We start from the raw sequence: 21,445 nt of genomic DNA on the forward strand, positions 1-21,445 counted from the left end.
GCTCATGGTTGACGCAGATTTCTCGCTGCCGGACGTCCGGGCATGGATTCGCGGTATTCCCGCACTGACCGGAACTCCGCCGCCGGCGCCTGAACGTTTTCCGGAGAACCCAGGAGAGTTGTTCCTCGACTGGCTCCGTGCGGCCGTGGCCTTCGGTGTCGTCGAGCCGCACGTGTGTGCGCTCTCGACCGTGGACGGCGACGGCATGCCCGATTCCCGCTTCCTCATCCTCAAGGACGTGACTGAGCGTGGGTTCTGGTTCTCCAGTTCGGCTGCATCGCCGAAAGGTGTTGAGCTGAAAGAAAATCCGCGGGCATCGTTGGCGTTCTACTGGCGTGAGACGGGCCAGCAGGTCCGGATTCGCGGATTGGTACGCGAGGGTGACGACGCACTTCGGCGCCGAGACTTCGTCGAACGCTCCGTCACGGCGAGAGCGGTGGCGACGGCAAGTAAGCAGAGTGAAGTGCTCGAAGACTTCGACGCGTACGACATGTCGGTGGCCGCTGCGGAAGCAAGAATCGGCGACGACCCAGGGTTCGTGTCGAAGGACTGGCGTGCGTGGTGCCTCGAGCCGGAGTCTGTCGAGTTCTGGCAGGCAGACTCCGGGCGTCGGCATCAGCGGTGGTTGTACCGGCGTGGCTCGAACCGAGCATGGACACGCGCAGTGCTGTGGCCCTGAATAGCGGGGCCCTGAACAGCTGGGTCGAGCTCAGCTGGCGCTGATTTCCGGCGACACGAGGTTGACGACGATCGACTGTCCACCGAGCTTGGCGTGGATTTCGGGATGTTCGAACCCCGAGGACAACAGGTAGCTGCCGAGCATCGTGAGCAACTCGTCCAGATCCATCGTGGGATCGGAGGAATGCGTGCTCGAGGGTGAGGCCTGATTCGCGATCAGTTCGGTGTGGGTGAGACGCCCGGCCACTCGAACTGCGGCTACGCCCATCGCGTCGCGCCGTACGACGGTACGACTCCGAGTTTCGAGCGTCCTCGATGATTCACGTGTTGAAGCTGGCACTGAAAGGTCCTCTCCGCTGCTGTGTGCGGCCGTGGTCCGGGAGGGGAGCGGAAACGTGAATGCATCCGACTGCTTGGGTGCGGTCGACAGAAAATCAGCTGTGGCGGTGGCGCTGCCGGAACCGTTGCCAGTGGAAACGCTGCTCGCAGAACCATTACCCGCGGAACCATTACTCGCGGAACTACTGGCTCTCGATCCGTTTCCGGAACCGTTGGGACCCGTTATTCCGTGAGAATTCTTGTCTTCCATTGTTTCGCTCCTGATGCCCGTAAACAGACCGCTGGTTTGCTTAATCGACGCAAACATACCAGGAGTTCGTTTACGGTCGCACCCCTTGTGGAGTTCGACGTTGAATGCGCAGCCACATCGCGAAACCCCACAGTACGAAGAATGCGTAGACCAGATAGAGGATTGCCGACGGGTAGTACCCGGCCCGGAAAAGAAGGGGAACACCGACGGCGTCGACGCCGATCCAGATGAGCCAGAACTCGGTCCAGCCGCGTGCCATGCCGTACGTCGCGAGGATGGAGCCGGTGAAAATCCAGGCCTCCGCCCACGCCCCGTACGAGCCGAGAAGGTCGAAGATCCAGGCGAAAGCGATTGTGCCGCTTGCCATGACGGCGATCATGGCGAAGCGCTCGCGAGTTGTCGCCCAGTGCGGCAGGACTGCGCGACCGGAGTCGCGTGCCCCACGTCGCCACTGAGTCCATCCGTAGACGCTGACAGTGATGAACAACAACTGACGGCCGGCTTGGCCGTAGAGATTGAGCTCTTGCGGCGTGTGGAAAAGCGCGCCCATGAACACCGTGAACAACAAGGCATTTCCGGCTATACCGACAGGCCACGCCCATACCGAGCGTCGTGCGCCGGCGATCGCGGAGCCTATTCCGAACGCGTTTCCGATGATCTCTCGCCAGAGAATCGTGGCGCTGCCGATGTGCAGTTCGGCGTCGAACAGCGCCTCGATCAGGCTCATCAGTCCGCAGCAGCGACGAGGGGTTCGAGCGTCAGATCCGGAAGTTCCTTCTGGATGTACTGCAGGCGCCACTTGTCGCTGACAAGAGCGAGCAGAACACCGTCGGATCGGGTGAAGACCTCCACACCGCGCTGACGGTTCAGCTCGGCCTCGGACGCGGCGTCGGTACGACGGGCCAATGCATAGCCGAGGGGTTCCATCTTGGCCTCGACGTTGAACTCGGCCTTCATGCGTGCCGCGACAACTTCGAACTGCATCGGGCCGACGGCCGCCATGACGGGGGAGGCGTCGCCGCGGATGTCGTTGCGAAGAATCTGGACGACGCCCTCGGAGTCGAGTTGGTCGACGGCGCGGCGGAACTGCTTGTACTTGCCTGCGCTTTCGGCGCGCAGGATCGAGAAGTGTTCCGGCGCGAACGACGGAATCGGCGGGAACTCCACCTTCTTCTCGGTGTACAGCGTGTGGCCGGGCGCGAGGGCGGTGGCGTTGACGAGGCCGACGACGTCGCCGGGGAACGCGGACTCGACAGTGGAACGTTCGCGGCCGAACACCGTTTGCGCGTACTTGGTCGTGAAGGGCTTGCCGGTTTGTGCGTGCGTGACGACCATGCCGCGCTCGAACACGCCGGAGACGATGCGCATGAATGCCAGACGGTCACGGTGCGCGGTGTCCATACCGGCCTGCACCTTGAAGACGACCGCACTGAACGGATCGGTGACCTCGCGCGGCTTGCCGCTGACGTCTTCGCGGCCTCGCGGCGGCGGCGCCAATTCGACGAGGGTGTCGAGGATCTGGCGGACGCCGAAGTTGAGCATCGCGGACGCGAAGATCACCGGGGACGTCTGACCGGCGAGGAACATCTCCTGATCGTGGTCCTGGCCGGTAGCGGAGAGCAGTTCACTCTCCTCGGCCGCGGTCTCCCACTCGGAGCCTTCCTTGGCGAGTGCGGCGTCGGCGTCCATGACCTCTTCGGGGGCGATCTTCGCGCCGCCGGCGGTACGGGTGAAGCGGACGTACTCGCGAGCCGCACCGTCTTCGCCGCGTCGCAGCAGTCCGCGGAAGTCGCCGGCGATGCCGACGGGCCAGTACAGGGGAGTAGGTGTGAGGCCGATGCGCTCACTGATCTCGTCCAACAATTCGAGCGGGGTCTGGCCGGGACGGTCCCACTTGTTGATGACCGTGATAACCGGGATGCCGCGGTGACGACACACCTGGAAGAGCTTGAGTGTCTGCGGTTCGAGGCCCTTGGCGGCGTCGATGAGCATGACGGCCGCGTCGACGGCAGTCAGGACGCGGTACGTGTCCTCGGAGAAGTCGGAGTGGCCGGGGGTGTCGACGAGATTGATGACGTTGATCTGATCGTCGGGCGTCTCGGACGAGTGGTAGTTGAACTGCAGTGCGGTGGAACTGACGGAGATGCCGCGGGCCTTCTCCATCTCCATCCAGTCCGAGACTGTCGACTTGCGGCCTGCCTTGCCGTGGACGGCTCCTGCCTCGGAGATCTTCTTCGCGTGCAGTGCCAGCGCTTCGGTGAGCGTCGACTTTCCGGCGTCGGGATGCGAGATGACGGCGAAGGTGCGGCGACGCTCCGCCTCGGCTGACAAACCCTTGGTGGTCGTCGTGACCGCAACCGACCCGCTCTCGGTGGAATCGGGGCCTTCGGTGTCGGACTGGACAGTCGAGTCGGAAGGGACGGTCGAGTCGGACGGGGTAGTCAACGAAGAACCTCTCGAAGTGGGCGTCAGTGCCGGCGACGTGCCGGTGCGCGGACAGGTGGAGAGTGCGGCAGCACAACAGAGAAAGGATACTCGCAGACCACGATGCAATAACCACTGCGGCGTAACACTCGGCGAACGATCGCTGATTATCCAAGTATGTGTGTGTTCGAACACACAGCCATTTGTGTCCTGCGAAGAGTTGCACTGATCGAAGAGTGACACTGACCGAGGAGTTGCGTTGAGCAAGTTCACCGAAGAGATGTATGCGACCGCCGCAGTCACCGACCGCGGCCTGGTGACGGGAGAGCCGGACAACGCTTTCCGTCAGACCTGGGGCGACATCCACCAGGAGGCGCGGCGCATGGCCGGCGGCCTGGCCGAGGTCGGTATCGACCGTGGCGTTGCGATCGGCATTCTTGCTGGACAGCCCGTCGACATCGCGCCTGCCTGCCAGGCGACGTGGATGCGCGGTGCGTCGGTGACGATGCTGCATCAGCCGACCCCCCGAACGGATCTGGGTGTCTGGGCTCAGGACACCGAGACGGTGATCGACATGATCTCGGCAAAAGCCGTGATTCTGGGCGCGCCCTTCGATGCGGCCAAGCCGCTCCTCGAAGAGCGCGGCATCACCGTCGTGACGGTGGACGAGCTTCGTGGCGGAACGTCGATCGATCCCGTGGAGACGGTCGAATCGGATATCGCACTCCAGCAGTTGACGTCCGGTTCCACCGGTTCACCCAAGGCCGTGCAGATCACGCACGAGAACTTCTACACAAATGCCTACGCGATGATCAACCGCATCAAGTTCTCCATCGAAGACGACGTGATGGTGAGCTGGCTTCCGCTGTTCCACGACATGGGCATGGTCGGGTTCTTGACGGTTCCGATGCAGGTGGGCGCCGAGGTCATCAGCATCACGCCGATGGATTTCCTCCGCACCCCGGTGCTGTGGGCGGAACTGATGGGCAAATACGGCGGAACTGTCACGGCCGCACCGAACTTCGCATACTCCCTCTTGGCGCGTCGACTCGCACAGGCAGAGGACGGGGCGGTCGACCTGTCCAGCGTCCGGTACATGTGGAACGGTGCCGAGCCGGTGGATCCCGACACGATGGATGCCCTCGCCGAGGCCGGCGCGCGATTCGGTTTGAACCCGACTGCGCTGGCTCCCGTGTACGGAATGGCGGAAACCACCCTGGCGGTGTCGATTCCGGATCCCGATCAGGGCCAGGTTCTCGACTACGTCGATCCCGATTTCCTCGAGTCGATGTCTCGCGCGGTGCCGTCTAATCGTCCCAATGCGCGCGCCCTTGCGACGCTCGGAAAGATGGTGCCTGACCTCGAGGGACGCATCGTCGACCGTGACGGCCAGGTGCTCCCGGCCCGAGGCGTCGGAATCATCGAGGTTCGCGGCAAGGCAGTCACCCCCGGATATGTCACAGTCGACGGACACAAGCCGGCCCAGGACGCCGACGGTTGGCTCGACACCGGTGACGTCGGTTATTTCACCGAAGAAGGCCTGGTTGTGGTGTGCGGGCGAGTCAAGGACGTCATCATCATGGGCGGCCGGAACGTGTATCCGACCGACATCGAGCGGGCGGCCGGAAGCGTTGCGGGTGTGCGCCCGGGAAATGCAGTCGCCATTCGCCTGGATGCCGGCCAGAAGCGTGAGAGCTTTGCCGTCGCGGTCGAGACCAACGCTTTCGAGGATCCGGAAGAGGTCAAGCGCATCGAGCGCGAAGTGGTCCACGCCGTGGTCGCCGACGTCGGCGTGCGCCCTCGTGCCGTTGCGGTCCTTGGTCCCGGCAGTATCCCGAAGACGTCGTCGGGAAAGCTTCGCCGCGCCAATTCAGCTGCCCTGCTGGGTAACTGATTGTCAGTGCAGACGGTTCTGGGCTGCCTCGAGCCCGAGTTCGAGCAGTAGCTCCACTGCATCCGCAGCTTCTTCGCACACGAGATCGAGTTCTTTTCGCTCCGTGGACGAGAACGGCTTGAGAACGTAGTCCGCCGGGTCCATGCGGCCCGGCGGGCGACCGATCCCGACGCGCGTGCGCAGGTAGTCCTTGGTGGTCAACGAACTCGAAATGGACCGCAGCCCGTTGTGGCCGCCTTCGCCACCACCGAGTTTGAGCCTGACGGTCCCGAAATCGAGATCCAGTTCGTCGTGAACGACGATGATGTTCGCGGCATCGACCGAGAAGAATCGTGCGAGACCGGCGACCGCGCCGCCCGAGAGATTCATGTACGAGCGCGGCTTTCCGAGGATCACGCGTCGGCCGGCGAGGCGACCTTCGACGATCTCGGCGCCACTCTTCTTGTGTACGTTGAACTTTCCGCCCATGCGTCCGGCAAGGGTGCCCGCGACCATGAAACCGACGTTGTGCCGGGTCTTCTCGTACTGCGGGCCGGGGTTACCCAGGCCGATGACGAGGGCGGTATCTGTGCTCAACGGACGCTACTTTCTGGCTTGTTCTTTTTCCTGCTACGCGCGAACGGCGCGTCACTCCGAATCGGAATGACGCGCCGCGCGCAGTGAGTTCTGTAGGAACCGAGAGGATCAGGCCTCTTCTGCAGCCTCGTCGGCGGCGGGAGCTTCTGCGCCCTCTTCGAGGTCAGCCTCGGTCGGTGCAGCAACGACGTTGACGATCAGGGTGTCAGCGTCAGCCTGCAGGACGGAGCCGGTGGGCAGTTCGAGCTGGCTTGCGAGGATCTGGGTGCCGATTTCGAGGCCCTCGACCGAAACCTCGATCTGCTCGGGGATGTGGAGGGCGTCTGCCTCGATGGAGATGGTGGATGCATCCTGCGCGACCATGGTGCCTGCAGCAGCGTCACCGACGACTACGACGTGAACGTCGATGGTGACCTTCTCGCCCTTCTTGATGACGAGGAGGTCAGCGTGCTCGATGTAGCTGCGGATGGGGTGCACGACGACCGACTTGGTCAGTGCAACCTGCTCCGTGCCCTCGATGTCGAGGGTGAGGATGGCGTTGGTGCCCTGCGCGCGGAGGATGCGAGCGAAGTCGCGAGCCGGCACGTTGAGGTGGCGGGGATCTTCGCCGTGGCCGTACAGAACCGTGGGGACCTGGCCGTCGCGACGCGCGCGGCGAGCTGCGCCCTTGCCGAATTCGGTGCGGACGACGGCGACGAGGTTGTTTTCTTCAGACATGATGAAACGGCTCCTACAACTCACGGGGTTCGTGCTCGGTTTACTGACGTGTGGTTTTGCCTGCGAAAAGGGGGACAGGCGCGCACACGGCCAGGAGCGAAACGCTCGAGCTGAGCCGTAGCCGCGTCGATCACGGTAAACCTGCAACGTGTGGAACTGCTGCGATTCACCCTCGCCGAGACAACTTTGGATACGTTACCGGAGTTTGCTCCTCGCCGCTAATCGCAGGTGGCGGCGACCTGGCCGTGTGGACGTGGTTCGCGTCACATCGGAAGCGGTAGCCTGACGGAGTGACCACCCTGGGGAACGCTCCCGAAGGCAGTCGGCTCGGTGCCGTCGTGCCGGGTACCGATCTGTCGCAGCATGCTCGCCTACTCAGTCGGGTGCACGACGCAGTTCTCTCCGGGCAGGAACCACCGGCGCAGCCGCGGACCGTCGTGGCACGGTCGTGGTCGAGAGTGGCTGCGGGCGGGCTCACGCCGGATCACTGCGGCGCGTCTGCTGTCGCTGATTTCTCCGAGTTGGAGTCGAGGCGTTCGCGTACCGCACTGCGCTCGGTTCTGCCCGAGTTGCGAACCACTCTGACCGAGGTGGCCGAGGACGCGGGCTTCATCGTGGTCGTTGCCGACGCCGACGGTGTCCTGCTCTGGCGCGAGGGGTCGAAGGCGGTCAAGCGGGCGGCCGACACACTCGGATTCGCCGAAGGTGCGCGATGGTCGGAGCAGTCGGTGGGTACCAATGCGATAGGTACCGCGCTGATCGAAGATTCTGCGGTGCAACTCTTCTCGGCCGAGCACTATGCGCCGACTCACCACAATTGGTCGTGTACCGGTTCACCTGTGCACGATCCGCGGACGGGCGAGATCCTGGGAGTGGTGGATATCAGTGGGTCTGCAGCCTCGGTGCATCCCACGACCGTCGCGCTGGTCCGCACCGAGGTTCGCCTCGCGGAGGCGACGCTGTGGCGCGAGCACGCAGCTCAGCTCGAGCGCCTTCGTTCGCGGGCAGCACCGTTGTTCGCGGCCGGGACCGGTCCGGCATTGGTGGTCGACGAGTTCGGTTGGGTGGCCGGCGCCAGCGGGATAGCCGCGCCCGACCGAGTTGCGGCGCCGAGCGCGGGAAAGCCCGTCATCGTGCCAGGGCTGGGGATGTGTCTACCCGAGCCCCTCGGGGACGGCTGGCTGTTGCGCACCGGCGTCGGCGGGCCGGTGATCGAGCTGGAGCTGTCCCTCGGCGTATCGCCGCAGGTGACGGTGCGTGGTGACGCCAACTGGACGCGAGCGCTCTCCCCGCGGCACGCCCAGATCTTGAGGGCCCTGGCAGCGGTCGGTTCAGCGGGCGTGGATGCCGCAGGCCTGAGCGAAGTGCTCTTCGGTGATCGCGAGCATGTGGTGGCAGTGCGCGCCGAGGTGTCCAGACTGCGGAAACACCTCGGCGCGGTCCTGCAGACTCAGCCGTACCGCTTTGCCGACGGCGTGCGGGTCGTAGTGATCTAGCGCGCCGCGGTGATTCCGGCGCGCCGTCCGAAGAAGCTGCCGTCGCCGAGGCTGGTTCCGCTGGCGTAACCGCCGGCGCACACACCGGAAGTGCACCGGCCCGCCGCGAACAATCCTGGAATCGGCACACCGGAGACGTGCAGGACCTCGGAGTCGACGGTGGTCTTCAACCCGCCGAGCGTGAATCCGCCGGTGCGTCCGCGCAGATCGATTGCCGCGAACGGGCCGACAATCGGCTTCACCCACTCGCCCTTCTTCTCCAGCACCGGGTCCGACCCTTCAGCCGCGTGCCGGTTGTAGAGGTCGACGGTCGATTGCAACGATCCGGCGGGCAACCCCATCTCGGCTTCGAGTTCCTCGACGGTTTCCGCCACCCAGCTCGGCTGCGCCCGCAACTGCGCACTGGACGACTCGGCATTCATGCCTTCCTCGTATGCAGCTTCGTCGATGACGAGGAATGCCTGGTTGTCCTGCTGGAACAGCGTTGCCTGGCCGATGCGGCCGGGGTAGGTGTCCTCGGGGATGTATCGCTGACCGCGGCCGTTGACAAGAATGCCGCGCACCATCAACTGCGGGTCGCAGAAGAACGCGACCTCGGTGGCGTCCATGTGCGCGGTGTCGGCGCCGAGTGCCTGACCGATCTGGATTGCGCGGCCGTCGTGCGCCTCGATGGAGGCCGCCGGGTGGCCGAAGATACGCGGTGCATTCGAGCGCACCATCTCGTTGTTGTACGCGAAGCTGCCCATCGCCAGCACGACGCCCTTGCGTGCGCGAATCGCGACGTCTTTGCCGTAACGCTTGGCGACGACGCCGACAACCCGATCGCCGTCTACCACCAGAGTTTGGACGCGCAGATCGTATTCTGCTCGGACACCGAGCTTTTCGGCCGTCTCGACGAGTGGCTTCATCAGCATGTAGCCACCGCCCTTCTCGCCGGTGTTCTTCTCGGACATCTGCGGAACGTGTCCGCGGGGCGCGGGATCGACGAGGGTGTTGAACGGCGCGGCGTTCTCGCCTCCCGAGTACATCAGGCCGTCGTCGTACGGCGGTTCCCAGCCGGGCTGGCCCCAGAAGGACTCCTTGAACGGAACGCCGGCATCGACGAGCCAGTTGTAGTGATCGACACTGCCCTCGCAATACGCGTCGATCTTTGCGTCGTCGGTTCCGGGGCCGAGCGCTGCCTTCATGAACGTCTTCATGTTCTCGACCGAATCCTCGAACCCACACGCCTTCTGCAGTGGCGTTCCACCGCCCAGATAGATGAATCCACCCGCCAGCGAAGCTGCTCCACCCCAGCCGCCCGTTCGCTCCAGGACGAGAACCTCGGCGCCGGACCGCGCCGCTTCGATCGCAGCGGTGACGCCGGCGATGCCGTATCCCGCGACGACGACGTCGGCCTCGTAGTCCCAGGTGGTGATGTCGGCAGCGGAGATCGGTTTGACGGTGGGGTCGGCCATGCGAAGCGTCCTCTCGGAAGGCGAAACTACTGGTCACCACACAGTTGCAGTTTCGACTTCCGCAGATCAGGCATGGTCCCGGTCAACGGGAGGTTTGCAAACTCCTGACCGCGCCCAGAAATGTGTCCAGGTCGGCTTCGTCGACGAAGTAGTGCGGCGATGCGCGAACCACGGCGTCGAGTCCGCGGGCATCCATGTCGAGGAGTGTGGACCCGCGACCGCTGACGGTGACGGTGATGTTCTGTGCTGCAAGCTGATCCCGAACCAGGTGCTCGGAGATACCGTCGACGGTGAAGGAAACGATGCCGCTCAGTTGGGTTCCTCGATCGCGGACTTCGACCCCGGAAATCGCTGCCAGACCTTCCCTCAATGCGCAGGCTCGGGATTCGATCTGCTCCCACACCGTGTCGGTGCCGATCGAGAGCAGATAGTCGGCGGCGACGCCGAGACCCAGGCGCGCAGCGACACTCGTTTCCCAGAGTTCGAATCGTGTTGCGTCCGGCGCAGGGACGAAGCTGTTCTCGCTGGTCCATTCCGCTCCGTGCAGGTCCATTGCAGCGGGTTCGAGCGCGTCGACGAGTCCGGGGCGGACGTACAGGAATCCGGTTCCGCGTGGCCCGCGGAGCCACTTGCGGCCAGTGGCGCTGAGCGCGTCGACGCCGAGTTCGGTGACGTCGATGGGCAACTGGCCGACGGACTGGCACGCGTCGAGCAGGACGAGAGAGCCGTGGGCTCTGGCCAATTCGACTACCTCACGGACCGGGTTGATCAAGCCGCCGTTGGTGGGGACGTGTACGACGGAGACGAGTCGAACCCGATCGTCGAGCATGTTCTCGAGTGCCTCGAGGTCGATGCATCCGTACTGATCACTCGGAATGACCTCGACGCCGGCGCCGGTGGAACGCGCCCGCCCCAGAGCGGCGATTGCGTTGCTCGCGTATTCGACTCCGCTGATCAGGATTCGATCACCAGGTCCGAGTGGAACGGCAGCGTAGAAGTCGTTCCACGCGCGGGTTGCACTGTCCGTCAACGCGATATCGGTTGCCTGGGCGCCGATGACGCGGGCGAGTGAATGCGGAACAGCAGCCAGTGCGCCGCTCTGGCGAGCAGCGGCGACGTACCCGCCGACGTCGGCTTCACGTCGCAGGTGCTCGATCATGGTGGTCAGCACCGGCTCGGGCGGGAGCGAGGATCCCGCGCTGTCGAGGAACACCTTGTCGAGGCATCCGGGAGTGTCGCGGCGGATCGTGTCGAGATCGAACATGGCACCTTCCGTTCATGTCGGTGTGGTTCAAACTACCTGTGAACGAAGCTGTCCCGATGGAGCGAAGACTGGGCACGGCCGACGCCGTGGTGATCGGCCTCGGCGCGATGATCGGCGCCGGAGTCTTCGTGGTGTTCGCGCCCGCTGCCGCAGTAGCGGGTACCGGGTTGCTGCTCGGCCTGGCGATCGCAGCGTTCGTCGCCTACTGCAATGCGACGTCGTCGGCGCAGCTTGCGGCCAGATACCCCACGTCAGGTGGGACCTACGTCTACGGACGTGAGCAGCTCGGACCCTGGTGGGGGTTTGCCGCAGGCTGGTCGTTCGTGATCGGGAAGATCGCGAGTTGCGCGGCAATGGCTCTGACCTTCGCGACGTACGTCGCTCCTGCGGCCTGGCGTGTTCCCGCCGCCGTCCTGGTGGTCGTGGCCCTGGTAGCAGTCAACTACCGCGGAGTGACGCGGACGGCGCAGATGGCCAGGGCTATCGTCGCCGTGTCGACGACGGCATTGGGTGTGGCATTGCTGGTTGCCGTCGTGGGACCTGGTGCAGTGCGTGAGCTCCCCGACCTCGTGTTCGGGTCGTGGTACGGAATTCTGCAATCGGCGGGGCTGCTTTTCTTCGCCTTCGCCGGTTACGCCAGGATCGCGACGCTGGGGGAGGAAGTGCGTGATCCGCGCCGCACGATTCCGCGGGCGATTCTGATTGCACTCACCGCCGCGGTTGTTCTCTATGCGCTGGTAGCGGTGGTGCTGTTGGTGACGTTGGGGCCTGATCGGCTGGCGAATTCGGCGCGGCCACTGGCCGATGCAGTGGGCGCCGCCGGGTGGAATTGGGCCGTCCCCGTGGTGGTGATCGGTGCCGCGGCGGCGTCGGCGGGGGCGCTGCTGGCTCTGATCGCCGGGGTGAGTCGCACGGCGATGGCAATGGCCCGCGAGAGTGATCTGCCCGTTGCTCTCGCTGCCGTCCATCCACGGTTCGCAGTCCCTCACCATGCCGAACTTGTGGTCGGAGCCGTTGTGATCGCTTTGGTCTCGACAACCGATCTTCGTGGCGTGATCGGCTTTTCGTCGTTCGGAGTGCTGCTCTACTACTGCGTTGCGAACGTGAGCGCGTACAGCCAGCGCGGAGTGGACCGGATGTATCCGAAGTGGCTGCAGGCAGTCGGGGCGGCCGGTTGTGTCGTTCTGGTGGTCACACTTCCGTGGATCGCGGTTGTTTCCGGGGTAGGTGTGGTTCTGGCCGGTTGTGGGTACCGGTGGATACGACTGAAGAAATTCAACGACACGTAACACCACAATGGGTGCATCTCGGACGTAGGCGTTCTATCGTCGGTAACGACCGCGAAGACCGCCCGAAGGGGAAGTCGAATGGTGACAGCAGCGTTGACAGCAGCACAGACCACGCAGGTGGATTCGCGTCCTGCGGCCGAGGCGTACGTCGGTGGTGTGTGCTTCAAACAGGGGCCACCCCGCTTGGTCGGAGCCGAGATCGAGTGGCTGACCAGGCAAGATCCCGGTGGGGAGCGGCCATCCGCCGCGACGCTGGCAAGAGCACTCGGGCGGCACGCACCCACCAGCATCGACCCGGATTCACCGGCGGTTCCGCTTCCTCGTGGCAGCCTGGTCACCGTAGAACCCGGCGGACAGATCGAACTCTCGTCCGCTCCGCGCACGTCCGCCCGCGAACTGTGTGACTGTCTCGACGAAGACCGTCGGACTCTCGAATCTCTCCTCGCGTCGTACTCGATCGAAATCAGTTCGGCTGCCGCCGACGTCGCCCGCCCCCCTTCCCGCATTCTCCGGTTGCCGCGTTACTGCGCAATGGAATCCCGCTTCGCCAGGATAGGCCCGTACGGCACCTTGATGATGTGCAATACCGCAGCAGTGCAGGTCAGTGTCGATGCCGGCGGGAGTCCGGAGTCGATCGCTCAGCGTTGGCGGCTCCTCGGGGACATGGGTCCGGCTCTCGTCGCGGCGTTTGCGTGTTCTCCACGCTTGCAAGGGGTTCCGAGGGGAGATTGGGCTTCTCAACGCATGCGGACGTGGCTCGAACTCGATTCCTGGCGCACCGCCGCAATCCCGGAAGCGCAGGACTACGCAGCCTGGGCGCTCGACGTTCCGCTCATGTGTGTGCGAAACGAAGGCGATGATTGGACGGCTCCGCGGGGCGCGACTTTCGCGGACTGGATCGCCGGCGCCCTGGATGCCGAGATCGAACGTCGCCCCGTCTGGGCGGACTTGGACTATCACCTGTCCACGCTGTTCCCGCCGGTTCGCGCTGTCGGCCATCTGGAGGTTCGCTACATCGACGCACAACCGGGAGATTTGTGGCGAGTGCCGATAGCAGCGGTCGACGCGTTGCTGTCCGGGCCAGCCGTGATGCGCGAGGCGAGTGATGCTGCAGCGTCGACGGCCGGGAGGTGGCGGGATGCGGCAGAGTACGGTCTGGACGACGTCGACCTGCGTTCGGCGGCAACATCTCTGATGTCGCTTGCCGCGTCTTATGCGCCGGAGCCACAGTTTGTCCGTCTTCTCGATGCCGCAGCCGAACGGTGTTGTCGCGCAATTGTGCCCGGTGAGAGCGACACATGACGGGGGAGATCACCAAGGAAGCGGTCGAGGCCGTACTTCTGCGAGCGCGTGAGCGGTCGACGCTGCTCACCGACTGCGTCGACGATACCGAATTGATCGCTCAGCATTCTCCGTTGATGAGTCCGCTGGTGTGGGACCTGGCGCACATCGGCAATCAAGAGGAACTCTGGCTGGTGCGCGATGTCGGTGGCCGTGATCCGGTGCGTAGCGACATAGACGAGCTGTACGACGCTTTCAAGCATTCGAGATCGTCGAGACCGACACTTCCCCTGCTCAACCCGGCCGAGGCGCGCGAATACGTACGTACGGTTCGTGGGAAGGTCTGGGATGTGCTCGAAGCCAGCACGTTCGGGCGCACAGAACTCGACGTGGACGGCTTTGCGTTCGGGATGATCGCGCAGCACGAACAGCAACACGCCGAGACCATGCTCGCGACACACCAATTACGTTCGGGGCCCACGGCACTCGTTGCGACACCCGCTCCGCAAGCTGCCCGCATGCCGGAACTCGACGAGGTCACCATCGCGGCCGGCTCCTTCGTCATGGGGACCGACGACGAGCCGTGGGCACTCGACAACGAGCGCACTGCACATCAGGTCTATCTCACCGACTTCGCAATCGACAGATTCCCGGTCACCAACGGGCAGTTCGTCGAATTCATCGAGGACGGCGGCTATTCCCGACCGGAACTGTGGTCCCGTGACGGTTGGCGGCATCGCGTCGACGCGAAACTTCGTGCGCCTCTGTTCTGGGAACATGACAGTTCGGGTTGGTGGCACGAGACTTTCGGCGTCGAGGCTCCGGTCCCACCCGACAAGCCGGTTGTGCACGTGAGCTTCTACGAAGCCGAGGCCTACGCGTGCTGGGCAGGCAAACGGCTTCCCACCGAGGCGGAATGGGAAAAGGCCGCCCGGTGGGATCCGGAAACCGGGAGATCACGACGGTTCCCGTGGGGGGACGTGTCCGCAGACGAGAAACTTGCCAATCTCGGTCAGCGCCATCTCGGTCCAGCGGGCGTCGGCTCGTACCCGGCGGGTGCGTCGGCAGCAGGTGTCGAGCAGTTGATCGGCGACGTGTGGGAGTGGACATCTTCGGGTTTCCATCCGTATCCGGGTTTCCGGGCCTTCCCGTACCGGGAGTATTCGGAGGTGTTCTTCGGCGGCGACTACAAAGTGTTGCGAGGGGGATCGTTCGGGACCGACAGCGTTGCCTGCCGGGGGACGTTCCGCAACTGGGACCATCCGATCAGACGCCAGATCTTCTCGGGTTTTCGCTGCGCCAGAACGATTTCGGGTAGATCCTGACATGTGTCGACACCTCGGGTATCTCGGGCCGCCGCGTTCGGTTCGTGAACTCATCCACGACGGCGAGAACTCACTGATGCGACAGTCGTGGGCGCCTCGCGAGATGCGTGGCGGCGGGACCATCAATGCCGACGGATTCGGCGCGGTGTGGTGGAACGACGGAAGGCAGGGGCGGTATCGCAGCATTTCGCCGATCTGGTCGGACCCGACCGTCGACGAGACGTTGTCCCACATCGTTTCCGGATCCGTTCTCGCCGCCGTCCGTTCCGCGACGGAGGGGATGGCCGTCGAGATCGGTGCCTGCGCACCGTTCGTCGACGGAACCTACGCTTTCAGCCACAACGGAGCGGTATCCGGTTGGCCTGGTTCACTTGCCGAATTGGCGGCAGAACTTCCGGCCGTCGAACTGCTGAAGATGCCCGCCCCGACGGATGCTGCCTTGTTGTGGACAGTGCTTCGGCATCGGTTGACCTCGAAGCCCGCGGAGGCCGCCGTGACGAGCCTCGTTCACGATGTGGCTGCGGCGGCACCGGATTCACGACTGAACCTCCTGTTCGGCGACGGGCAGGAACTGTGGGCCACGGCCTGGGGCCACACGTTGTACACGCGGGTCGACGAATCGCGGGCCCTGATCGTTTCCGAACCGTTCGATCGATCGCCGGACTGGGAGCAGGTGCCGGACCGGCACATCGTCTGCGCGCGTCCCGGCCACTTGATCATCACCCCGATACCGATGGGAGAACAATGAAAACCCCTACGCTCGAGGTTTATCTGACACCGGCCGAATCGGTCGACGCATTGCGAGCCGAGGCCAAGGAGGGTCTGACCGCTACGCCGAAGTGGCTCTCGCCCAAATGGTTTTACGACGCGCGTGGAAGTGAACTGTTCGAGGAGATCACGGCCTTGCCCGAGTATTACCCCACCCGCACCGAGCGCGGCCTGCTCGCGCAGTACGCCGACGAGATCGCTGCGTTGACCGAACCTGAGATCCTGATCGAACTGGGTTCCGGTTCCTCGGAGAAGACTCGGTTGCTGCTCGATGCGATGACTGCGCGCGGAACTCTGCGAACGTATGTACCGCAGGATGTTTCGGTGACGGCACTGGAAGGCGCGGCGCGGCAGGTCGGTGCCGAATTCCCTGGCATCGATGTGGTCGGGGTGGTCAGTGACTTCACCGGCTCGCTGCATCATCTGCCCGGTGGTGGACGGCGGGCGGTCGCGTTTCTCGGTGGAACTCTCGGCAATCTCGTTCCGGCAGAACGTGCCGAGTTCCTCTCGGGCATTGCAGCGGTACTCGATCCCGGTGAGAACCTGATCCTGGGCGTGGGATTGGTGATCGATCCCGCAGTCCTCGTGCCCGCCTACGACGACGCTGCCGGTGTGACCGCGCAGTTCAATCTAAATGTTCTCTCGGTCCTGAACAAGCAACTGAGAGCGAACTTTCCCTTGGAGGACTTCCGTCACGTCGCGCTCTGGGATGCCGAGAACGAGTGGATCGAAATGCGGCTGGAAGCACTTCGTGAACTCTCGGTCCGGATCGACGACCTGGATCTGGAGATCACCTTCGCAGCGGGCGAGCAGCTGCGCACCGAGATCTCGGCGAAGTTCACCGAGGACGGGATTGCCGCGGAGCTGGCATCCGCGGGCTTCGGCGTACGGAAGGTGTGGACGGATCAGGATCAGCGCTTCGCGCTCGTGTGCGCGCAGCGGGCGTGAGCGTTCACTAGTCGACTCGAAACGCGGGTTTCCGCGTCCGGGAACGACTTCTGTGCGCTCAGTTCCGGCAGCGCAGACCGATTTGTCTGTTTATAGTGAGGCGCAGAACGGTTTCCGACCCGAGGAGAACGCGTGCGTCATCCGAAGCTCGCCGCATTGACCGTGGCCCTGACTGCAGTACTGGTGATGCCGGTAACGCAGAGCGTGGCCCAACCATTCCCCTTCGACCCCGGTAGTTTCGGCAACGGAAGTACAGGGTCACTGGGCGGCGAAGATCCGGACATTCCCATCGAGAACACCCTCCCGCAACTGTCGGTCACCACACTCGTCGACGGACTCGCTCACCCCTGGGACGTCGTGGCGGCCCCGGACGGCGCAATCCTGACGGGACAACGGTCCGGCGGATTCTTCGTGCGCCGAAGCGACAACACGACAGGTCCAGTCGCTGCAGATCTTTCGGATCTCTACGCTCAGTCCGAAACCGGCCTCATGGGCATCGCGCTTGCCCGCGACTTCGCTCAGTCGCGCACCTTGTACACCTGCCAGGGGTTCAGCGCTGGGGGAGTCACGGACGTTCGAGTGATCTCGTGGACCGTCGACGCCGGATGGACCGCGCTCACTAGAACCGGAACTGTGTTGCCAGGAATCCCGGTCTCGTCCGGGCGCCATGGGGGTTGCCGAATTCTTGCGGCCCAGGACGGAACGCTGTTCGTCGGGACAGGTGACACCGCGACGCCGAGCGTTCCGCAGGATCCGAATTCGCTGGGCGGCAAGGTCTTGCACATCAACGCGGACGGAACTCCGGCGGCGGGAAATCCGAATGCAGGCAGCCCCGTCTACACGCTCGGGCACCGCAACGTCCAAGGTTTGGCCGTGCAACCCGGAACCGGCCGGGTGTACTCGGTTGAGCAGGGCACGAGCGTCGACGACGAAGTCAACCTGCTTACCCCCGGCGGAAACTACGGCTACCGTCCGGATCGTCTTCCCGGAACGTACGACGAATCCGTGCCGATGACAGATCCCGTGCGCGTGCCGGGAGCAATTGGGGCAGTGTGGCGTTCAGGTAGCTCCACGTTGGCTACCGCCAGCGCTGCCTTCACCGGCGGAGCCGCGTGGGGTGCCTGGGACGGTGCACTCGTGATGGGTGGTCTCAAGAGCAAGGAATTGATCTTCCTCCGCCTCAGTGCCGACGGCCGTTCGGTCGACGCTCAGACCTTCGGATTGGTGAACCAGTTCGGGCGCTTGCGCTCGGTGACTCCGACGGCGGACGGCTCGCTCCTGGTGACCACGGACAACGGAACAGGCGACAAGGTGCTGCGGGTGACACCCACGCCCTGATCTTCAGTACCAGGCGATAACCCGGCACGGACCACCGGATCCGCCAGCATGCGTCGGCGCTCCCACCATCACGGTAGCGCCGACGGCTGGAAGTGTGGACAGGTTTGCAAGGGCTTCGACCGCGTACTTTCCTGAGCCCAAGGCGCTTCGGTGGGCCCCGTGGGTCGTGCTTCGGCCCGCGTCGATACTGAGGGTGTCCGATCCCACGGCGACGATGTCGCGCTCGGATATCAAAAAGTCGATCGCCTCGGGGTTGAATCCCGGTGTGTGTTGCACTCCGAGTGCATCTCGATTCGTGAAGGCCCCGCCGGCGCCGGCCCGGGTATCCCAGCCCGAGTTCATCGCCACCAGGCTGCGGGGAGCGATAGTCCCGTGGAGGGTCTCCCAGTCGAGGACGTCCTGGCGGGTGAGCAGTGTGTCCGGGTCGGCGGAGGCTCGGGCGCTGATATCGATCACCGCAATCGGTACGACGAGGTCGGTGACCGGAATCTTCTCGACAGTGATTCCGTCCGCACTGGCGTGAGCAGGCGCGTCGATGTGAGTGCCGGTGTGTTCCTCGAGGCGGAGTTCGTTGAGGTAGAAGTTTCCGCCGAAACCAGCGGACCCGAGCGAGCCCAGAGACCCGCCGGCGTCGGCGATCTTCGCTAGGTTCCTCATCTCGAACGAGCGCGCGCCCGGCCACACCGGGAAATCGGACGTCAGTACGTGCGTCAGATCGACGATGGTCTGACCCGCCGGCGCTGCCGACGCAGTGGGCTGCACCGCGCAGGCCACGACGGTTGCGCCTAGCGCCGTAGTGCCAAGCGCCGCGAACATCGATCGTCGGCTGACTTTCCTGCCTTCTCGTCCGATCGATTCGTAGACTTCCGACAGCACCTTCGGTGAGCACATCAGAAACTCCAGATCACTGGGATCAACACGGTCGCAACTACCAGGAACCACAACAACATCGGGAGCCCGAGCTTCCAGTAGTCGCCGAACTTGTACCCACCAGGTCCCATCACCATCATGTTCGCGGGGGTGGCTACGGGCGTCAGGAAGGAGGCCGCGGCAGCGACGGTGACCGTCATCAGAAGGGGCAGCACCGAGATGTCGAGTTCGCCGGCAACCGAGATGGCGATCGGCGTGATGATCAGCGCGGTCGCGGTGTTGCTGATCAGCTGACCCAGAGTCGCCGTCACGACAAAGAGTCCGGCGACAACGACATAGGGGCTTGCACCGCCGACGACGTCGACGAAGGCATGAGCGAGTTTTTCGGCTGCGCCGGTCTGCTGGATCGCGGTCGAGAGCGGGATCATTCCGCCGACGAGAATCAACGTGGTCCACGAGATGGACCGATGCGCCTGCTCCACGCTGATGACTCGTAGCAGCACCATCGCACACGCAGCGAGGAGTCCGGCTATCGCCGACGGCACCAATCCGAAGGTCAACAACACGACCATCGCTGCGACGACGACGAGAGCGATGACCGCGCGGATTCCCAACGGGGCTGCCTGCTTACGGATCTGGGCAGGTGCGTCGACCACGAGGACGTTCGGATCGACCGCGGTGTGGGTGTCGAGATCGTCCCAGCTGCCTTGCAGGAGAAGCGTGTCACCGGCCGCCAACTTGACGCCCTTGGGGCCGCAGTCCTCACCGGCGCGCTGGACTGCGAGTATCACCAGATCTCCGCTGTCGGTCACCATGCCCGGAAAAGCCCTGTCGCCGATCATTTCCGAGCGCGGCGGGATGATCACTTCGACCACGCCGTCGTGCTTGGTGATCAAGGGCTCTGCGGACGGCGCATCCTTTCCCATGAGCTGATACTGCTTCGCGAGGGTCTTGGCATGCCGGCTCAGGTCAGGCGACATCGACGTCCCCGCACGATGGGGGAGAACGTGAGGACCGAGAAGTACGGCGATCGCAATCGTTCCCAATACGAGCGGCGCACCGACCAAGGTGAAGCTGAAGAACCCGAAAGCACCGGCCCCGGATTCCTCGGCGGCTTCGGAAACGATGATGTTGACCGGTGTTCCGGTCAGGGTGAGCATCGATCCGGCATGGGCGGCAAATGCCAACGGGAGAAGCAGTTGTGACGTCGATTTGCCGAGACGAACCGCCAAGACGACCACCATCGGTACCAACGCGGCTACGGCCCCGTTGACGCTGATCAATGCGGTCAACGCGGCAACCAGCAACATGATCGCACTCACGAGACGGACTCGGGATTCGCCGACTTTCGCCAGCAGTTTCTCGCCCGCCCACGTGGTGACACCGGTGGCGTCGAGGGCTTCGCTGACGACAAAAAGCGCGGCGATGAACACCACCGTGGGATCGCCGAATCCGGCGAGCGCCTGCTCCATTGTGATCACACCGGTGGCGTACAGCGCCAGGGCAGTGCCGATCGCGATGATGCCGACCGGGATTCGGCCGATCACGAACAGCGCCACGACCAGTGCAAGCACGACAAAAGTGATGGTGATGTCATTCACGATTCGTAAAGGTACCTGCTCAGACAGAACGGCCCCGTCTCGCAAGTGAGACGGGGCCGTGGGATGGACGCGAGGAGAATTAGTTGGAGGCGGCGATGCGGGCCTTCTCGAGAGCGGCCAGCGTGCGAAGAACCGTGGCCTTCTGCTTGTTCAGATCGCTCAGTCGTGCGCGAGCCGGCAACCCTTGTGCGAGTTCGGCGACCTTGATCTGCTCGTCGATCGAACCGAGCTGATCGAGAAGCCCCAGAACGCGCGTCTGGAGCGTGTCGATGTCCACGGTGTCTGTCTTGACCGGAGCGGCAACGCGCGTCGCTGTGCCCGTGCTGGAGGGGCGAGAAGCCCGCGCGGGTGACGTGTCGGCGACAACCGTTGCGGCGCGGGGCCGAATTGCCTTGCGAACAGCGGCCGCATCGGGAAGGACGTCCATGCGGATCTCGTTCAGGACTCGGCGTGCCTCGCGTGCGTTGACGCGGTACTCGCGCTCTTCGTCGTCGTCGGACTGCAGCGTGCCGCCGAGCGGGCGCAGACCGTACATCCCGAGGAAGCGCTTGGCGTCGTCGATGATGCCTTCGTTTTCACGGCATTTTCCACAGCGAGGTTCGTTGCGGAACATGTCCACGGAGTTGTCGTCTCCGCACCAGACACAAGATCCTGGGCGCCACCGCCGGATCGTCGGAACTGATGAATTCAGGGAATGAGATTCGGGCCGGGATTCCAGGGTTTGCGCGTCGATCACGACGAGCCACACTAGGCGAAGATTGCGGCGCGGTGAACACCACCCCAACATCGACCTGGGTTTCTCGACGCGGGCGTGATCAAGATCATGCTCTTCGCCGCATTTGCTGGTATTCGTGTGTCGCACAGGTGGTTTCATGATGACCGGGTGGTCTGTTTTCGTGGGGTTCGCGAAGACGACTACGGGCGCGTACC

20 protein-coding genes are annotated in these 21,445 nt (G+C 64.1%); 10 read left to right on the forward strand and 10 right to left on the reverse strand.

Annotation, left to right across the window (positions count from 1 at the left end):
* Positions 1 to 4: 4 nt before the first annotated feature.
* Positions 5 to 679 carry a pyridoxal 5'-phosphate synthase gene (locus ACFQ6Y_RS11645; protein ID WP_378543670.1) on the forward strand — a complete coding sequence of 225 codons (675 nt, stop codon included), beginning with the start codon at positions 5 to 7 and terminating at the stop codon, positions 677 to 679.
* A gap of 30 nt (positions 680 to 709) precedes the next feature.
* Here the strand turns inward: ACFQ6Y_RS11645 and ACFQ6Y_RS11650 are convergent, their stop codons facing one another.
* A complete protein-coding gene (locus ACFQ6Y_RS11650) occupies positions 710 to 1,018 on the reverse strand; it encodes a hypothetical protein (protein ID WP_283301934.1) in 309 nt (102 codons plus the stop codon).
* A gap of 55 nt (positions 1,019 to 1,073) precedes the next feature.
* Here ACFQ6Y_RS11650 and ACFQ6Y_RS11655 point away from each other — a divergent pair, with 55 nt between their 5' ends.
* On the forward strand, positions 1,074 to 1,250 hold the full coding sequence (locus tag ACFQ6Y_RS11655; RefSeq protein ID WP_378543673.1) for a hypothetical protein: 177 nt from the start codon (positions 1,074 to 1,076) through the stop codon (positions 1,248 to 1,250).
* Between the two features lie 87 nt (positions 1,251 to 1,337).
* Here ACFQ6Y_RS11655 and pnuC read toward each other — a convergent pair whose 3' ends face one another.
* Both pnuC and ACFQ6Y_RS11665 read right to left on the reverse strand, forming a co-directional pair.
* Positions 1,338 to 1,994, reverse strand: coding sequence for a nicotinamide riboside transporter PnuC (pnuC, locus tag ACFQ6Y_RS11660; RefSeq protein WP_378446474.1), 657 nt, complete (start codon positions 1,992 to 1,994; stop codon positions 1,338 to 1,340).
* Complete coding sequence (locus tag ACFQ6Y_RS11665; protein WP_378632864.1) at positions 1,994 to 3,598, reverse strand: peptide chain release factor 3; 1,605 nt, start codon at positions 3,596 to 3,598, stop codon at positions 1,994 to 1,996. Before ACFQ6Y_RS11665 ends, pnuC begins: the two co-directional genes overlap by 1 nt.
* Before the next feature lie 352 nt (positions 3,599 to 3,950).
* Between ACFQ6Y_RS11665 and ACFQ6Y_RS11670 the strand changes: the two genes are divergently transcribed.
* Positions 3,951 to 5,585 (forward strand): fatty acyl-AMP ligase, encoded by a 1,635-nt coding sequence (locus tag ACFQ6Y_RS11670; protein WP_378543676.1) that lies wholly within the window; start codon positions 3,951 to 3,953, stop codon positions 5,583 to 5,585.
* A gap of 3 nt (positions 5,586 to 5,588) precedes the next feature.
* On the opposite strand, the gene pth is transcribed toward ACFQ6Y_RS11670, so the two are convergent.
* Together pth and ACFQ6Y_RS11680 are read right to left on the reverse strand one after the other, a co-directional pair.
* A complete protein-coding gene (gene pth / locus ACFQ6Y_RS11675) occupies positions 5,589 to 6,161 on the reverse strand; it encodes an aminoacyl-tRNA hydrolase (protein WP_317554351.1) in 573 nt (190 codons plus the stop codon).
* 108 nt (positions 6,162 to 6,269) lie between these two features.
* Complete coding sequence (locus tag ACFQ6Y_RS11680; RefSeq protein ID WP_230814263.1) at positions 6,270 to 6,878, reverse strand: 50S ribosomal protein L25/general stress protein Ctc; 609 nt, start codon at positions 6,876 to 6,878, stop codon at positions 6,270 to 6,272.
* Between the two features lie 290 nt (positions 6,879 to 7,168).
* On the opposite strand from ACFQ6Y_RS11680, the gene ACFQ6Y_RS11685 reads away from it, so the two are divergent.
* Entirely contained in the window at positions 7,169 to 8,374 is a 1,206-nt protein-coding gene (locus ACFQ6Y_RS11685) for a GAF domain-containing protein (RefSeq protein ID WP_378632264.1), read from the forward strand.
* Here ACFQ6Y_RS11685 and ACFQ6Y_RS11690 read toward each other — a convergent pair.
* Positions 8,371 to 9,831, reverse strand: coding sequence for an FAD-dependent oxidoreductase (locus tag ACFQ6Y_RS11690; RefSeq protein ID WP_378632267.1), 1,461 nt, complete (start codon positions 9,829 to 9,831; stop codon positions 8,371 to 8,373). The two genes, ACFQ6Y_RS11685 and ACFQ6Y_RS11690, sit on opposite strands and share 4 nt — an antisense overlap.
* Positions 9,832 to 9,913: 82 nt before the next feature.
* Positions 9,914 to 11,095, reverse strand: coding sequence for an aminotransferase class V-fold PLP-dependent enzyme (locus ACFQ6Y_RS11695; protein WP_378632270.1), 1,182 nt, complete (start codon positions 11,093 to 11,095; stop codon positions 9,914 to 9,916).
* 14 nt (positions 11,096 to 11,109) lie between these two features.
* Between ACFQ6Y_RS11695 and ACFQ6Y_RS11700 the strand changes: the two genes are divergently transcribed.
* The 6 genes from ACFQ6Y_RS11700 (at position 11,110) to ACFQ6Y_RS11725 (ending at position 18,044) form a co-directional block, all read left to right on the forward strand.
* Entirely contained in the window at positions 11,110 to 12,384 is a 1,275-nt protein-coding gene (locus ACFQ6Y_RS11700; RefSeq protein WP_378632273.1) for an APC family permease, read from the forward strand.
* 78 nt (positions 12,385 to 12,462) lie between these two features.
* Positions 12,463 to 13,686, forward strand: a complete 1,224-nt coding sequence (egtA, locus tag ACFQ6Y_RS11705) for an ergothioneine biosynthesis glutamate--cysteine ligase EgtA (protein ID WP_378632278.1) — start codon at positions 12,463 to 12,465, stop codon at positions 13,684 to 13,686.
* The gene (gene egtB / locus ACFQ6Y_RS11710; RefSeq protein ID WP_378632282.1) at positions 13,683 to 14,990 is read left to right on the forward strand and encodes an ergothioneine biosynthesis protein EgtB; all 1,308 of its coding nucleotides are present in this window, start codon (positions 13,683 to 13,685) and stop codon (positions 14,988 to 14,990) included. Before egtA ends, egtB begins: the two co-directional genes overlap by 4 nt.
* A 1-nt stretch (position 14,991) precedes the next feature.
* Positions 14,992 to 15,738 (forward strand): ergothioneine biosynthesis protein EgtC, encoded by a 747-nt coding sequence (gene egtC, locus ACFQ6Y_RS11715; protein ID WP_378543697.1) that lies wholly within the window; start codon positions 14,992 to 14,994, stop codon positions 15,736 to 15,738.
* Positions 15,735 to 16,706: an L-histidine N(alpha)-methyltransferase gene (gene egtD / locus ACFQ6Y_RS11720; RefSeq protein WP_378632286.1), complete on the forward strand. Its 972-nt coding sequence runs from the start codon at positions 15,735 to 15,737 to the stop codon at positions 16,704 to 16,706. Before egtC ends, egtD begins: the two co-directional genes overlap by 4 nt.
* Before the next feature lie 132 nt (positions 16,707 to 16,838).
* Complete coding sequence (locus tag ACFQ6Y_RS11725; RefSeq protein WP_378632290.1) at positions 16,839 to 18,044, forward strand: PQQ-dependent sugar dehydrogenase; 1,206 nt, start codon at positions 16,839 to 16,841, stop codon at positions 18,042 to 18,044.
* Positions 18,045 to 18,047: 3 nt separating this feature from the next.
* On the opposite strand, the gene ACFQ6Y_RS11730 is transcribed toward ACFQ6Y_RS11725, so the two are convergent.
* From ACFQ6Y_RS11730 to ACFQ6Y_RS11740, 3 genes are all read right to left on the reverse strand, one after another.
* A complete protein-coding gene (locus ACFQ6Y_RS11730) occupies positions 18,048 to 18,935 on the reverse strand; it encodes a cyclase family protein (RefSeq protein WP_378632295.1) in 888 nt (295 codons plus the stop codon).
* Positions 18,935 to 20,515, reverse strand: a complete 1,581-nt coding sequence (locus tag ACFQ6Y_RS11735; RefSeq protein ID WP_378632299.1) for an SLC13 family permease — start codon at positions 20,513 to 20,515, stop codon at positions 18,935 to 18,937. Before ACFQ6Y_RS11735 ends, ACFQ6Y_RS11730 begins: the two co-directional genes overlap by 1 nt.
* A gap of 79 nt (positions 20,516 to 20,594) precedes the next feature.
* Positions 20,595 to 21,251, reverse strand: a complete 657-nt coding sequence (locus tag ACFQ6Y_RS11740; RefSeq protein WP_378539486.1) for a hypothetical protein — start codon at positions 21,249 to 21,251, stop codon at positions 20,595 to 20,597.
* Positions 21,252 to 21,445: the final 194 nt, after the last annotated feature.

Origin of the sequence: Rhodococcus sp. NPDC056516 (assembly GCF_042794655.1) — a bacterium.
In the GTDB taxonomy this organism is placed as follows: Bacteria; Actinomycetota; Actinomycetes; order Mycobacteriales; family Mycobacteriaceae; genus Rhodococcus_F.